Annotated in this window: 21 protein-coding genes and 1 pseudogene; 3 read left to right on the plus strand and 19 right to left on the minus strand. The window is 42.9% G+C overall.

From position 1 onward, the window contains the following. Window positions 1-414: 414 nt before the first annotated feature. The 8 genes from ACJJIB_RS16515 to ACJJIB_RS16550 all read right to left on the minus strand — a co-directional run bounded on the left by ACJJIB_RS16515 (window position 415) and on the right by ACJJIB_RS16550 (window position 6,385). On the minus strand, window positions 415-1,650 hold the full coding sequence (locus ACJJIB_RS16515) for a hypothetical protein (protein ID WP_444886875.1): 1,236 nt from the start codon (window positions 1,648-1,650) through the stop codon (window positions 415-417). A gap of 438 nt (window positions 1,651-2,088) precedes the next feature. Next, window positions 2,089-2,340: an IS3 family transposase gene (locus ACJJIB_RS16520; RefSeq protein ID WP_444886876.1), complete on the minus strand. Its 252-nt coding sequence runs from the start codon at window positions 2,338-2,340 to the stop codon at window positions 2,089-2,091. A gap of 478 nt (window positions 2,341-2,818) precedes the next feature. Beyond that, window positions 2,819-3,376 (minus strand): hypothetical protein, encoded by a 558-nt coding sequence (locus ACJJIB_RS16525; RefSeq protein ID WP_444886877.1) that lies wholly within the window; start codon window positions 3,374-3,376, stop codon window positions 2,819-2,821. 94 nt (window positions 3,377-3,470) lie between these two features. Further along, window positions 3,471-4,190, minus strand: a complete 720-nt coding sequence (locus ACJJIB_RS16530) for an IS3 family transposase (RefSeq protein WP_444888940.1) — start codon at window positions 4,188-4,190, stop codon at window positions 3,471-3,473. A gap of 118 nt (window positions 4,191-4,308) precedes the next feature. Continuing rightward, window positions 4,309-4,662, minus strand: coding sequence for a transposase (locus ACJJIB_RS16535; protein WP_444886878.1), 354 nt, complete (start codon window positions 4,660-4,662; stop codon window positions 4,309-4,311). Window positions 4,663-4,753: 91 nt separating this feature from the next. Then, a complete protein-coding gene (locus ACJJIB_RS16540; protein WP_444886879.1) occupies window positions 4,754-5,416 on the minus strand; it encodes a hypothetical protein in 663 nt (220 codons plus the stop codon). Next, complete coding sequence (locus tag ACJJIB_RS16545) at window positions 5,409-5,720, minus strand: hypothetical protein (protein ID WP_444886880.1); 312 nt, start codon at window positions 5,718-5,720, stop codon at window positions 5,409-5,411. The genes ACJJIB_RS16540 and ACJJIB_RS16545 overlap by 8 nt, the downstream gene beginning before the upstream one ends. Before the next feature lie 221 nt (window positions 5,721-5,941). Continuing rightward, the gene (locus tag ACJJIB_RS16550) at window positions 5,942-6,385 is read right to left on the minus strand and encodes a hypothetical protein (RefSeq protein ID WP_444886881.1); all 444 of its coding nucleotides are present in this window, start codon (window positions 6,383-6,385) and stop codon (window positions 5,942-5,944) included. Window positions 6,386-6,710: 325 nt separating this feature from the next. Between ACJJIB_RS16550 and ACJJIB_RS16555 the strand changes: the two genes are divergently transcribed. The 3 genes and pseudogenes from ACJJIB_RS16555 to ACJJIB_RS16565 all read left to right on the plus strand — a co-directional run. Further along, window positions 6,711-6,869, plus strand: a complete 159-nt coding sequence (locus ACJJIB_RS16555) for a hypothetical protein (RefSeq protein ID WP_444886882.1) — start codon at window positions 6,711-6,713, stop codon at window positions 6,867-6,869. Window positions 6,870-6,935: 66 nt separating this feature from the next. Then, window positions 6,936-7,259, plus strand: coding sequence for a hypothetical protein (locus ACJJIB_RS16560; protein WP_444886883.1), 324 nt, complete (start codon window positions 6,936-6,938; stop codon window positions 7,257-7,259). 13 nt (window positions 7,260-7,272) lie between these two features. Further along, window positions 7,273-7,398: pseudogene (locus ACJJIB_RS16565) on the plus strand (IS110 family transposase); the annotation flags it as partial. Between the two features lie 47 nt (window positions 7,399-7,445). Here the strand turns inward: ACJJIB_RS16565 and ACJJIB_RS16570 are convergent. From ACJJIB_RS16570 to ACJJIB_RS16620, 11 genes are all read right to left on the minus strand, one after another. Next, on the minus strand, window positions 7,446-8,252 hold the full coding sequence (locus ACJJIB_RS16570; protein WP_444886884.1) for an amidohydrolase family protein: 807 nt from the start codon (window positions 8,250-8,252) through the stop codon (window positions 7,446-7,448). A gap of 1,007 nt (window positions 8,253-9,259) precedes the next feature. After that, complete coding sequence (locus ACJJIB_RS16575; protein ID WP_444886885.1) at window positions 9,260-9,496, minus strand: hypothetical protein; 237 nt, start codon at window positions 9,494-9,496, stop codon at window positions 9,260-9,262. 68 nt (window positions 9,497-9,564) lie between these two features. Next, window positions 9,565-9,963, minus strand: a complete 399-nt coding sequence (locus ACJJIB_RS16580) for a VOC family protein (RefSeq protein WP_252082786.1) — start codon at window positions 9,961-9,963, stop codon at window positions 9,565-9,567. A gap of 183 nt (window positions 9,964-10,146) precedes the next feature. Continuing rightward, window positions 10,147-10,446: a hypothetical protein gene (locus tag ACJJIB_RS16585; protein WP_444886886.1), complete on the minus strand. Its 300-nt coding sequence runs from the start codon at window positions 10,444-10,446 to the stop codon at window positions 10,147-10,149. Window positions 10,447-10,564: 118 nt separating this feature from the next. Next, complete coding sequence (locus ACJJIB_RS16590; RefSeq protein ID WP_444886887.1) at window positions 10,565-10,978, minus strand: hypothetical protein; 414 nt, start codon at window positions 10,976-10,978, stop codon at window positions 10,565-10,567. Between the two features lie 191 nt (window positions 10,979-11,169). Further along, window positions 11,170-11,607 (minus strand): hypothetical protein, encoded by a 438-nt coding sequence (locus ACJJIB_RS16595; protein WP_444886888.1) that lies wholly within the window; start codon window positions 11,605-11,607, stop codon window positions 11,170-11,172. A 95-nt stretch (window positions 11,608-11,702) separates the two neighbouring features. Beyond that, window positions 11,703-11,921, minus strand: coding sequence for a hypothetical protein (locus tag ACJJIB_RS16600; RefSeq protein ID WP_444886889.1), 219 nt, complete (start codon window positions 11,919-11,921; stop codon window positions 11,703-11,705). Window positions 11,922-12,981: 1,060 nt separating this feature from the next. Further along, window positions 12,982-13,374, minus strand: coding sequence for a hypothetical protein (locus ACJJIB_RS16605; protein ID WP_444886890.1), 393 nt, complete (start codon window positions 13,372-13,374; stop codon window positions 12,982-12,984). A 104-nt stretch (window positions 13,375-13,478) separates the two neighbouring features. After that, the gene (locus tag ACJJIB_RS16610) at window positions 13,479-13,820 is read right to left on the minus strand and encodes a hypothetical protein (RefSeq protein WP_444886891.1); all 342 of its coding nucleotides are present in this window, start codon (window positions 13,818-13,820) and stop codon (window positions 13,479-13,481) included. Window positions 13,821-13,898: 78 nt separating this feature from the next. Then, window positions 13,899-14,270: an Imm39 family immunity protein gene (locus ACJJIB_RS16615; protein ID WP_444886892.1), complete on the minus strand. Its 372-nt coding sequence runs from the start codon at window positions 14,268-14,270 to the stop codon at window positions 13,899-13,901. A 76-nt stretch (window positions 14,271-14,346) separates the two neighbouring features. Continuing rightward, a complete protein-coding gene (locus tag ACJJIB_RS16620) occupies window positions 14,347-14,676 on the minus strand; it encodes a hypothetical protein (RefSeq protein ID WP_444886893.1) in 330 nt (109 codons plus the stop codon). Window positions 14,677-14,754: the final 78 nt, after the last annotated feature.

Genomic DNA, 14,754 nt, shown 5'->3' on the forward strand with positions numbered 1-14,754 from the left:
ATCTAGCTATATAAATAAGATATCTATTAAATGCGGGGATATCTTAGTTATTACGCCAATCATTTAATGCTATGTATAAGAACACAAAGATCTATCACTTAGTATATAACAAAGTAGCGGACTCTGGTTCTTTTTGAGGTAGCCTGATAACTCATAGAATTAACCTCAACTGTCTATGCTGGAAAAATAGGAAAGAAGCCCAAAACAGGATAGAAGTAACACAGAAGTTATCCCTAACACTGAAAAGTTGAGCGAACTTTTGCATAGCGAGGAGATTACTGCTGTTTGGTTGTTAGGGGCGAACAGCATTTCCCTATTAGCTCATGTTTTCCATATTGTATTCATACAAATTACGTCAAAAAAATTATGGAATAGCTTCTACTCTGAAGTTACCAATAAGGCATCTGCTTAACTTTACACTTTCAGTGTTAAATCTTTAATTTCTTGTTCAATTCTTAACGCCACTACCAACGGACTATCTCCTGAAAGAAGCCCCTTTAATGCAGATAAGATAATTTCTCGCGGCGGTGCTACATGCCCTTTCCCCCAACCTCCCAGAAAGTATGAAAAATTAGCCTGACAAGAAAATACTTCTTCTGAAGCTTTTTTCATAAACGCAGCTTTCTCAATAAATGGCTTTGCATGTGACTCAACATGCCAATCAGTTTTATTTTGTACATAGAGAATCGAACGCTGAGACATTAGTGATTCTGCACAGTGTAGAACATCATGGACTACACCACTTAGATCAAGGCGTTCTCGTATGTTTAGCTTGGAAGAAATAGACGGAAAAGAAATATCTAAATAACACTCAACGAGATATAAAGTATATCTTGAAATAGACGTTTGAGGATTCCAGACAAACGCAGAAACTTTATCTGTTTTGAGCAAACTCAGAACAAGCAGAGAGGCAAATCCACCACCGGACCCCCCAAAAACAACCAAGCGGCAGTTAAGTTGTAATACTAAAGAGTCCAACAAATTTGCTATGCGAAAAGGAACATCTGTAAACCCTTCGTGTCCAGCATACCAACCCAAAGTGAGCGAATGGGAGCGGGCTAGCGAAGGATCTGAAATAGAAACAACGGGAACTCCTAACTGTTTTGCAATTCCGATGCCAGGAAAAAATGGTGCCGACCTATATTCCCGCTTGGAAATAGCTCCACGAAAGCAGACAAGGATCTCTTTTTTAGATAGCGCATTTTCCATCCCAAAGATCTGAACATCTAAGGTTCTACCTCCCTCAATAAAATGGTAAATACCATCTTTTATAGCAGAAAACCCCCAACCACAATTAAAATTAAGTTCAGTAATAGGTAAAAAATTCCATTTTTTCAAATCATAAGGCGACCCAATCTGAGAGACTCGAGGTGAATCGACTATATTTATAGTCGGAGAAACATCACCTTCGGACACACTTTTAATAAAAGCTCTAGCATGATAATGACCAGCTGCGCCATCATTTTCAAACTTTGCTGTAAGCTGCCTGCCATACCTACAATGAGCTACTCTAACCCCATTTTTTAACAGATAAAAAGCATACTTAGTATCAGATTTAAAGAATGGCATCTTTGTTAGATGCACAGTCCAATTTTGGCCATCTATAGCTAAATGCAACTCGGGCTTTCTCGAGGCTTCTAAATTTTTCAATTTATGGTCCTTAAAAGTTACAAGAAAACTGGATCTCCACCAAAAGCCAATCCAAAGATATCGAAACAGAGCATCATGCATCGTATTGCCCCTACATTTCTTGCAGGACATATGCTTAGATACCTATAAAAGGTTAAGACATCCTCAGAAAGGAAGGGCAGCCCCTCAACTGCCATCCGCAATAATTTCAAATATACGCTTTAGAGCATTCACCCATACAAGCTCCCCCCCTAACAGAGCACAAGCTCTCACAGCAATAATCTAAAAGATATCAAATAGTCAGATATATTATTTGACCAAAAATATTTGACTCTCCTCGTAAATATAATTGAGGAATATCGACAAACCTGTTTATAGCTAAACTGCTAGCAACTTCAACAGTAAAATACTTAATATACAACTACGCAAACTTAAAACAACAGGGGGGGTAATAGCAATCTACACGGTTTTACAGAAGCTCCGATGCTGAGCACATAAGAACCCTATAATTAAAATCTCGATATATCCAAACACTTCGGATTTCGCTTGCTTTTCACTTTTGAGCACCCAAACATAGACCATCTCGACTTTCAGCCTACTAAAGAATGATTCCACTGCCATATTATCCCAACAATTAGCCTGATGGCTCATGCTCGGTTTACACTTTCTTTCGGACAAGGGGTCCTGGTATTTCTGCTCCCGATAATGCATCTTTTTAACAGAATAAAAATTAGTCCAGATTTTGTTTATCGTCGCTCTAGAACCATCTTCAACGCTGGACAGATCAGTTCATCGGTTATCTAAGAATCGAATCTCAACCTTCAATACGTCGATCTATAACTACTACAAGGTATAACCACCGCTCCCGCATTCAGTAATATGCTATATCACTGATCCAGCTGCAATTTAAACGGTTCACGTCGAAGTAACACTTAAGTAGGCTGGCCTCTACCCAATGGGAGAAAGTTTCGAACTCTCAACTTCTGATCTATCAATAGAAGATACTGTGTCAGCATTCAGACCATGTCGATCCATAATGCTGTACTTCAACGCAAAGTCATATGCATTCTGGGCGTCTTCAGCGCTCAACCAAATTCAGCTCTTCAATTTGTTGTCTTCGATAGCTCATTTTTATGCATAACGCCCAAAGCAGCGAGGTGACGCTTGCGGCGTCCGCTGCCTTTGCTGGTTATGTGCTAATTGCCGTAATACACTCTTCCCTGGCCTTCCAAATCTCTTCAAATTCAGATTCACCATATTTATTTCGAATGTATTCTTTGTGAAATTCCTGCTTTTCCTCACCAATTCCATTTGGTTCGATGACTTTCTCAGAGAAGAAGTCGTTTATCACTTCATCGGCTTCAATTCCGTATCGTGTCAGATCCACCCTAACACCTTGATAGCTAAGATAGCAATGAGCCTCTGGAATAAACTCAAAGCCATATTCAGTCAAGACATTACCAACACCAGGAGTATTGGCTTCAGTCATGGGGTAAATACCAACAACCAAATCAACACTGACTTCCAATTCATCGGCTAGCTCCTTTAATAAAGCGTGCTTTGTACTGCATGCGCCCTGACCTTCGGTTAAAATAAGCCTCCAATTAGCTCTATCGCTCGTTCTACCGTAAGGTAATTTCCATACATACTCGCACGCCTCGTGAAAACTCGACAATCCAAGCTTACTAAAAGCCTGAGACAGCTCACCGGCTTCTGATAAATTCCTATTTGGTAGAGATTCGTACATAGAATTTCTCACTGTACATAACGCTTGGCACAGCGGCGGCCTGTAGGCCGTCGGAAGCCTCCCCCTTTAAAGTAGACGCCGCCTTATATTCATCTTATGCCGCCATTCTTTCATATTCATCTGGGCTTTTGACCCCAAGTGAACCATGTCTTCTTTTAAAGTTATAGTACCTATCAAGATACCAAGCTAAGTTAGTTCTTAGCTCCTCAACAAACTCAAAATTAAATCCTTTAAAACTCTCAGTTTTCAGTGTTTGAAAAAATGATTCTACATACACATTATCATTCATAAATCTTGGACGGTTCATGCTCGGCTCAATACCCAGTTCTTTGAGTCGGTTTTGGTATGCATAAGCACCGTACTCAGAACCTCGGTCGCTGTGAAACATTAGATCTGATTCTATATTTCTACGACGAATAGCTTTTTTTAGCGCTGACAGTGTTAGCTCAACAGTTCGAGTATCCGACAGCTCCCAACCCAACACTTTTCGGGAGTAAAGATCAATAATCACAGCTAAATATTGCCATTGCCCATTGATCTTCAGATAGGTTACATCACCAGCCCATTGAGAGTCTGGTTTACTCGACATACCATGCTCTCTTTGTAAATTTTCAACCTTAGTGCAAGGATTTCCAGGCAAAGGGCGTCGACGATAGATCCTTCCAGCTTTCCCCACGATTCCAGCCTCACTCATAAGGCGCTCAACGCGTTTGTGATTTATTCGTTCAGCATTAGCTTTCAGCTCTGCGCTAATTCTTGGACTTCCATAATTACCATCATGCTGCGCATAGATAGTTTCGATACACGCTAGAATTCGCCTTTTTCTATGTCTCGAGTGCTCTCATCGCGGTTGAGCCACTTATAAAACCCTTGGGGTGAAACATTCAAGTATCTACATAAGTACCTGACACCACGGTCTGATCGATTAAGAGCTATGAACGAGAATCTTTCGGCTTTGGATCTTTCAGGTACATTTCCCACTTTTTTAGGAAATCATTCTCCTTTTGCAATTTCTCAACCTGCTTTTTAAGACGTTCTATCTCTTTATCATCAGTTTGAGACTGAGTTTTCGTTATCTTTGTCATACTTATTCTACGACTGGGCTTCTCGACCAGCTTGCCTTCTCTACTTTCCTGTCGCCATCTATACACCATTACTGGATGCAAACCAATAATGTTGGCGATAGTAGTCGTATCTACTTTCAGGTGATTAGTGAGGGCTACAACTCTAATTTTGAACCCTGTTGAATATTCAATAACCCGCTCTTCACTCAGTATTTTCGGCATTTTCCCTACCCTATTCAAAAGGTAGGCTTCTACTCAATGGGGGAAGGTTTCAGAGGAGGTCCAGCCTCGCAGGGCGCCATTGATTGATTTGTTATATCTTTTCATATGCCTCAATAAACTGCTTTACTATGCCTTCATCAAGCTCTTTCGCCGTACCCCAGTGATTACGATACTGGATCTCTGCATCAGTTAACATCCTAGAAACTTCCGTTAGACCAGACTCACAACAGAGATATAGAAACACCCAATACCTCTCTATTACCGCCACCATATTTTTATCAAACTTAAATAGGTGTGCGAGCAGCTTGTCGGGTGTATCGATAGAGTGGACAATATTAAAATACTCTTCAGCATCGATTTCTTCCCCCGCATTAATAAACGCTTCCCCACTTTCATTATTACTTTCCTCGATCATAGGGGAGGCAAACGCCAGACATCCCTCCTGATCTTCCCTAAGCTTCCTTGGGAGGTAGCCCCAGAATGGAGAATTCTCTTCTCCAAAAAGTTCGGCCATTAGTCTAGAGAATTTTTTCGAATAGAAGTACATATACAAGAAATCGTTATCTTCATCATCCTCGTCAAATTTTGACTCAAAAGAATAATCACCAAATAATTTAATGGATTTTTCGTACTCACTCATGAGTTTCTTTTTTGTTGCATGAGGCATAACGCCGCCAACAAAGTCCCAGCGGTAGCTAGCTCCAGCCGCGCTTTTCGCAGTGATTTTGCGTGGCTTTGTAAAGTATTTATTCACTGACAACCTCTGTAATATCCAAGATTCTTATCTTCTTACATTCAGGCTCATTAGACTTAATGTAATCACAGTAGCTAGACTCTGTACCTCTAACTAAAATTGCTTGAATTACTTTTGGGCACACTTCAGCTGCCTTACCCTTTACAAAGAACACCTGCCCCTTCCCTTGTGGACCAGTTCTGAATACGACTCCAAGCTCACCTCTTGCTAGAGGGCCACAATTTGAAACAGTTATCTCGACTTCTTTACTATGTGTTACTACTGAAGCCGAAATTAATATTGCTAAGAAGAGTACTAGTTTCATGCGCTTACACTTAACGCCCACAGCAGGGATGTCTTACCTTATGCACGTTTTGCGCGAAAATGGGAGCGAAGCGACCGCGCAAAACGTGTATAAGGTAAGACGTCCCGCGGAGGCCCGAAGGGACGGAGCTTCCCTGCCTGTGATTGTTATGGTTATGGTTATGGTTATGGTTATGGTTATGGTTATGGTTATGGTTATGGTTATGGTTAATTGGCACGGACCTACTCACCATCGTGACTTACAAGCTTGGAAAGTAATAATTCCTGTGTTTCGAGACACAAAGGGCTGCCGGTAGAAATTGTCCCATTGCCTTTCAATTTTACCAAGGGCCTCGGCTTTACATTTAGAAACAGCCTTGAGTTTTCTATGTACTCCTCTGAAACGCACATAGACACAAGTACATTACCGAAACCGGGGCGCTCCAACTCCGGAGCGATTTCAGCTACTACTTTGCGGTTTGCGTCAATGATATTTAAGTATGCAGAATCGATATATCGATTTTTATTTTCTATATATTCATTAAGAAGTATCTGTACAGATGTGCAAGTTTGGCCCTGATGCTGATACACCTTTACATCACGAACAAAAATGTCTGCGTTAGACTCTTCACACGCAAAGCTATGAGTTGAAAGAACAGCAAAGATCCCCAGTAGTATAGTTTTCATTCTGCTCTCTATGAACCATACGACTACAACAGGGGCGGCTGGAGCATAGCGTAGGCCGTCCCGCGAAGGGCCAAAGGCCCGTAGCAACCTGCTTGTACTTGTATGGTTGTTCTTGCCCGATTCTGATGTTGAAAATCCTTTTCGCTAACGGGTAAATTGAGACCCACCTTCGGTGGCCACCGAAGGCCTTGCTTGTCACAGTTTGTTGCTGTGCCGGTTCATAAAGACCGATAACAAGTATGAACGTGACAGACACTCAATAGGCATAACTCGAATAGTCATGTGGGCCTCGATCCCGAATAGCAAGGCGGAGATAGCTTATCTTATGGAACCTCAAGAGATCAATGTCGGTATCGATACCAGCAGTAAACAACTCGATATTTATGTGAGATCTAATGGTCAGTTCTTTAGTGTAACCAATAACAAAGAAGGTATTAAAACGCCATTAAACAACTACAACCGCTTAAACCTCAAAGAGTATTAATATAGTCCATAGGAAGACTAGAATTAGAATTCGTCTGTGCTGCTCATAAAGCGGGACTGCCGATAGTTGGATGCAATTGATATCGCATATTTTGGTGAAGCTATGAAGCCAAGATTGTCATCAATCCAACCAGAAAAACTAAAAAATATCAGTGATTTTCTGACGGTCAGGAACCAGTGCTTAGAAATGAGCACAATGCAAAAGAATCGTCTCAAGAGAATGCCTAAGTCTGTTTACAAGCCCATTCAGGCTATCTTAAAAGACATCAAGAAAGAGCTAGAAGGGGTCGATAAGCAACTTGATAAACTTGTTAACAGTGTTGCCGTGTGGCGACAAAAACGCGATCTCTTATTAAGTGCTAAAGGAGTCGGCAATACAATGCCACCCTAAATTAAAGCCAATGTATGAGCGCCTGGTCGCTGCTGGTAAACCAAAGAAAGTAGCCCTTATCGCATGTATGAGGAAGCAACTTACCATCCTAAATACAATGGTAAAAAACAACACTTACTGGGATGAGAAAACGGTTTAAATATTTGACAAAGGGCCATAGTCACTTGTTAGGCCACACCGCTCTGACTATAAATTGAATATTCGGCATGCGTTACCACTCAAGAAAAGCTCCTCCACATCTTCTCCCAACGCCAGCTCTGGAAGATTCTCGAGCGCTTTGGCGGGCATGATCATTGGGTAATTTGTGCCGAAGAGAACTTTGTTGCGGCCATGTCCTCGCATAAACTCGACTAGAGGCTGTGGGTATCTCTTAGCGGTGTACGCTGACGTGTCGATGTATACGTTTTCGTGCTTTGTAGCCACCGCAATAGCCTCATCTGTCCAAGGGTAGCCAATGTGACCACCGACGATTTTTAGCTCAGGAAAATCCAGGGCCACCTGATCTAGGTAGATAGGTCGACCAACCTCCGACGGCATGAGCGGCCCGGTGTGACCAATCTGGGTGCAGAACGGAACACCAAGATCACAGCATGCTGTGTACACGGGATAAAACCGACGATCGATCGGCGGCACCTCCCAAATCCAGGGCAAAACCCGAATCGCTTTGAAACCTAGTTCGTTTACGCAACGTCGGATCTCTCGAACAGCCTCCATCGGCTTCGAGATGTCCACTGACCCCACGCCAACCAACCTGTCAGGTGCCTTAGCCACGAAACCTGCGACTTCATCATTGGAGATCATGACATTTCGGGGAGCAACCCAAGCCGATATCAGACTGCGATCCACACCACCTTGATCCATCATTCCGAGAGTCATCTCTATCGGGATTTCTGTTGTCGGCATAGGCATCTTCGTCCACCTGCGTAGCGACTTGAAGACTGGATCTTGCGAGTGCCGTAATGTTGGGTGCTGTGCCCAAGCATCAACAATCATCTACTTTTCTCCTTTGCTGCTTAACGCCGCACTAAGTGGCAAAACATTGTTGGCTAAAATAATGAACGTAGTGAACAACAGCCAACTGTTTTTTGTCCGTTCTTGAGTGCTTTGTTATGTTTTACTACACTGTTTTATCAATTGAAAAAACTTACTAGCCAATCGAACGTAAAAATGCTTGTAAGAATTTTCAAACCTACGAGGCCAACAAACAGAACTATTAAGGCTACTTTAAGTTTTTTACTTTTGATGTTATTCCAGAATAATAACTTAGTCTTAAATTCACTTTTTAACTCGGCTATATCTTCTTTCACACTAAATCCCTTTAGTCATCACAAATTTAAAATTGAAGCTAAGAATCAATAAAAACACAACGCCCGAAACAGGGGCGGCCAATGCTGTGCACATTTTGTGCGAAACTGGGAGCGCAGCGATCCGCACAAAATGTGCACTGCGTTGGGCGTCCCGCGGAAGCCCGAAGGGGCGGAGCATCCTGCTTGCGTTTGGTATGAATTTAGCACGCCACTTCACGAGTCTCTTCAATTGCAGGTAACCCAGAAAAAATGCCGACTAGCCCAGACACATAGGTAGTCTTACCAATACACCCTTCCATCTCGGAGTGAACCCTGCCATTTCTAATTGCTGGGTCGGAGAATAACAGTAAACTCAATACGTTAGCTGGAGGCCGTGTCTGTAAATTAATATGATCTTTTGATTGGAATTAATACTAAAACATTGCCTCTGGGTGGTTTGTACATATAACCGACAACTTGAACATGATTGCCATAGTAACTTTCAAACATACCGACAACCATAGGCACACCTCCTCGCATGAACCCGCCGGACGGCTTATTACTACAAGCGGTCAGCCCCAAGAGAACTAGAAGTAGTATTGATTTAGTATTTCTCATGAATTCATAAGCCGTGGTTTGGGGCTGACATTGAGCGCCAGCGGAATGGCAGTCCCAGCCGAGGCGACAACACCGCTTTGTTATGTGAGATTAAGGCTAATATTGAAAATCCCATGGAATTTCCTTTTTAAATAGAGCAATAGTTTGCTCTACCAGCTCTAAATCGAGATCCTTTTTGTAAAGAGTAACTTCTCTAGTTTTTTTGGAGTCATCACGAAAAACCTCCAACACCATATCCTTTCCGATGTATACCTCTACGCCGATGCCGTCCCTATCACCACCGATATCACTAGCTATTATGTACTTTTCAATTTTGGGGAATTCTTTACTCATACTCTGGAACTACGTTTTCACTTAACGCCGCATTCAGGTGCGCCGTAGGCGTCACCTTGAATGCTTTGTTAGCTGCGTGCTGGTTGATGGAACTCTATAACATTGCCATCTGGATCTCTTATAAAGAAAAACTGAGCACCGTTGTATTCGGCTTCACCTGTTATAGGAAAACCCAGAGCTTCGACGTTACTTTTGGCTGAATCATAGTCTGTTATTTCTAAAGCGATGTGCGTATAGCCTGGATATTTCATATCACCTTCCATTAGCACATTTTTCCTTGGTGCATCCTTTGAAGCATTAAGGATCAAGTTGATGTTAACTCCTGATGGATGCTCAACTATAGCTACTGGCTCAGGGCCAACTGGGCCAACTATAAACTCAAAACCTAGCTTGCCATAGAATTCACGAGAGACATCCAAATCTCTAACCCTCAATCCTACATGATTAATTCTGGTTATATCTTTCATCATCGTCCCTTGATATTGAGTGTAAATGATTCGGAGCAGCTAACGCCGCCGGCAGGGGCAGCTTACCTTGTGCACATTTTGCGCGACAATGGGAGCGCAGCGACCTGTGTAAAACGTGTACAAGGTAAGCTGTCCCGCGGAGGGCCGAAGGCCCGGAGTGAACTTGAGTAACTTGTTAATGGCTTAACCCTCCGGCGGCAACATATTACCAAACAAAGCCATTAAACTTAGCAAAACAAAGATAACCCACCAGACTATGTAAGCCCCTCTAGTAAATTTCTTTTTCCCGCGGCGAAAAATGGCAAGAGGTATACCTACTATTGCAAAAGCAATTAGAACACTGGTTATGGCACGGCCAAAAACAAATCCTATGTCATATGCTGAAGGTCCTTCGTTAGTTGCAATTAGGCTGGCAGTAAAATAATTGAATGCCAAGCTCACAAGAAGCATTACCAACGTATTTATATTTAGTTTGTTATTCATTGTTTTCGATTGTACCCACGCCCATTAACGCCTCAATAACCGGCAGCTGGAACGAAGCGAAGCGTAGTGTAAGCTGTCGGGCGCCGAAGGCGCGAAGTTGATTGACTTGTTAGGCATGCTACTTGTCACCTTGGCTAGATTTAAAATAGAACTCTTTAATTCGCGATATTGGAATGCCATGAAATATCATCAGCAATGGCGTTGCGTAAACCATTAGTGGAAAAACAACCACTAACAATTGGTGTAAATGGGCTTTCTCGTGCTCCGAGCTTACAGCCATGAGGCCAAGACCATAGCCTATTACCGCACCAAATATTGCGCACACATGCAACAATATTTGTGATGGGCCGAGCCACTTAGGAGCCACAACAACTAGCAGATCCTTTAACACCAGCAAGCTAAGGGGGATACCCGCAAAGAAAAACAATAGAAACCAAGCTGTGAGCCATAACTCGTTGCCAGTACTCGATATCGCGAAACATAGTGCGGCAACGAATACGATTATGGATATTGTTTTTGCTACGATGCTCATGTGTGCCTAACGCCGCCATAAACGGATGCCGAAGCAACGCGCAGGCAGTCCAGTGGAGGCCGCGTCTTTTGCGGCCGGAACGAATTTAATGACATTGTTACGTTGCATTGGCACGATTCTGAAGATTGAAAAACAGCACCAGGTTACGTGCTGTTGTAACCTTACCGAAATAAGGGTTATTTTCGTAGCCATCAAGACTTCGGCCAGTGCGTTGTGCTATTTCCTCTACTAAATCTAAGATCGAGATCATCCTCGTCAAGCAGTAAGGTATCAAAGAGGCTATCAGAAGCCTTAATAGGAACACTTTGCTTAGTTGGCAGCGCAGCCTGAAGTTGCTCATAAACTGCTCGAATGACCCACGTATCTACAACCTTTGAATCAAACTCCCTTGCGAACTCACAAATGGACAAGCCATAACGGTCTTTGCACAACTCTGAAAAATGTCTTTCAACTTTGGGCTGCTCGATTGCACTCCAAACCATAACCAATAAAAATATCTCGGCTAGAACGGTAAGATACCAAGGCTGGTATATAGCGATAGCCACAGCAATTGCAAGGAAAACAGCTAGAACAGGTGCGCTTGCCTTTTCAGGCTCGTACTTGGGCATAAATCTAGATGCTTTCTTCATATTTCACCTTGCAACGTAACGCCTGGCGCACAGGCAAAGCGCGCAGTACTGAGTCCAGGCCGAAGACCGATTGTGCCGCCGCTGGTTATATTTCATTACGCGATTGGCTCCAAATCAGAGGGAAAAGAACGAAACTCCTCCCATTGAGATTCACTCATTTCACCTTTGAAATCACGGGAATTCCACGCTCGATTTAAGTGCGCATATATATGGGCTATATCTATAGAATAGCCCTCGATATCGACGCTCCCCTTAGATCCCATTTCTTTAATGAGATCACCTAGATGCTCATGTGCATCTTCTAGCTCACTCATTAATTGACTCCATTCAACTGGGTTTTTCTTGCTATCTATCATGATTTCTCAGAAATATAACGCTTTTAGCACCGGCGCCGAAGGTGTCGGGTGCCTAAACTTGTTAAATGTTCCACATATTCGGCCAGTGTAATTCCGCATGCAACACCACCAATCAGTGGCAATACTACAAATTGCGCATGATAAAAATCTATAGATTGTACTCTTAGACTATATAAGGTCAAAAGCACAACAGAGATAACGAGACCTACAGTAAAGACAGAGTACTTAGAAACCCCTAACTTCTTAGCAAGAACTAAGCCCACTATCCCAGAAAGTAGTCCCTGAGCAAAATAGCTCTTAATATTTAGGAAGATGTCCAAATAACGCGGCAAATCGAACAGACTAGGCGGGCGAAAGTACAGTGAAGAGCACAACATTGCACTCATCATAGCGATCACAAGTGCTGTGTATTTACCGATCTTATTCATATGACATTTAACGCCCTGCTTAGGGGCAGACTTGTAGTGATTGTGTTGGGCTAGCGTAGCGTAAAAGCCCATAAACGAGCAATGGAAAGGCTGTCCCAGCGCCTACGGCGCGACTACAGCAGCTTGTTATGTGTTAAGCAGCTAAATAAGACACCAAAAACAATAGTCCAATAGAGCAAACCCACAGGGCCCTCGAAACATTAATTACCCCTCTGAACTTTGCATACTTTACTAGCACAAGAGGAATAATTCCTGAAATTAAGAATATGGCCGTGCTATACAAATTCAAATGTAGATTGCTAACTATATTCAGTATGCTCGGATCTATTGGAGGCAACGTACTACCATCACCTAGCTTGATGGGATTACTTAGTCGCGAATAGAGCATCAACCACCCAATAACGAGTGTGCCAACAAAGATTGCGCCAATTAGCTTAGTATTTATTTTTTGCAGCATAATTTAATTTCAGTAGACACATAACGCCGCGTTCAGGGGCTACCAATGCGGCGCACCGTTTTGTGTAAAATGTGAGCGTAGCGAACTACACAAATAAGGTGCATAGCTTTGGGAGTCCCACTGCAGCGCTTTGTTAGGAGTTGCCTGGCCACTTTGGAAGAGCCTCTTCAATTACAACTCCGTTTTCAGTGCTTATCTTTAGCTTTAAACGATCTTCAAGCAACTCAATTGAGTACTTCCCTAAAGGACACTTACTCCCTTCATATGATGTGTCTACTTCGAAGGAATAGCTCCCAGCATCCGCTTTCAAAACTGCATACCTGAATTGGCCTTTACCACACCGAAATATGAATGCCGGCCCTCCGTTAGCGCGCCTTGCCCAATGAAACTCTCGATAGAGTTCAGTATTTTCTGGAGCTTTAGACAATGATCCATACACGGCGATTGTAGTTGCCTGATCCTTCTCAACGGCAGCAGCTGAATCAACCATTGCCCAACATAAAGCTATCAAGAATAAAGCACGCAATACTCTAAACTCCTAACGCCTCAATAACCGGCCGCGTTGTGGCGAAGCCACGCTTTTAGCGGTCCGGCGCCGAAGGCGCGTAGTTGATTGACTTGTTAAGTGCATTACTTGCAGCACCTGCGATTTAAAAAGATACCCCAACACAAACCGACCGCCATAAGGGCTGCAGATCCATATGCTGCGACAATATACGGTGTACCTTGCTCTTTGATTATTGCTGGGCCTATATGTGGATTATCAAAAGTAGCGTAAGACGCATAAGTAAAAAAAGCTACCACCAGAAAACCTAAAACACTTGCCCAGATAAAACGCCGAATTAAGAACATTAGTATTATTGCGCCGACTGCACCCTGAGCCCACATTACAGGAATAGAGGTCATCTTATCTGATACCTCAGCCAGAGCTGGTAAAGGGAATAAGGACAGTAGTGGCACGATGTATTTCATGATGTGGACACTTAACGCTTCAAGCAGCGGCGCGCGTTAGCGCGTCCAGCCACGAAGTGGCGATGCTGCCTTGACTTATTAAATGTTGATTTGGCACAGGCCATACTTTGCCTCTACTGCTTTAAATACTTTTACAAGCTCACCTTTTACCATTGCCTTCAGCTGCTCAGGGCTATTTTCTATTTCCTTACCTTCGGAAAGGCTGATAGTTGTTGCAACCTCAAGACTATTTTTGGCCTTACGCAATGGGCCTATTTCTGGGGCCTCAATTCTTTCATTGCCCCAGCGAATGATCATATTTATTTCTTTGAACGGCATTTCATCAAAGGCTCTGCTTTGTTCGATGATGAGTTTAACTTCTTCACAAACAGAAGCCATTGCTTGGCCGATATTCTTAATTCGACCCTTAACTAAACCCACTCCGCCAATAAGTACTGGATATTCGCTCATAGACATTTAACGCTTGCAGCAAAGGCCGACCGTCAGGGAGGTCCAGCCCGCTTGCGGGCGATTTTGCCTGCACTGGTTATGTGTTTGCATTACCTGCCCATGACTGAGGGTCTACTAATTTGACCTCTACACTAATCTCTTCAAACTCTGGAGAATAGTCTTCAATGTGGATAAAGTGAGTAGAAATTTTATTACCTGACTCATCTTGAAGGGTTAACTCTAAATCATCTCTTTTCTGATAATATTCATCATATTGCTCGTTGGCGAACAGTTTAAAAATATTTTTTGCTTTTTGATAATCAGGTTCTTGCGTAAAGATCCCATGAACCATGCCCATGCTTAAATCAGCATGTTCCAGTCTCGATTGACCTAAGCATAGGTCTTTTGAAAGTATGTAGTAATTCATGTATTCACATAACGCCTCAATAACCCGCAGCTGGAACACAGCGAAGCGGAGTGTAAGCTGTCGGGCGCCGAGGGCGCG

The organism is Microbulbifer mixtoriginis (SeqCode) (genome assembly GCF_052467705.1).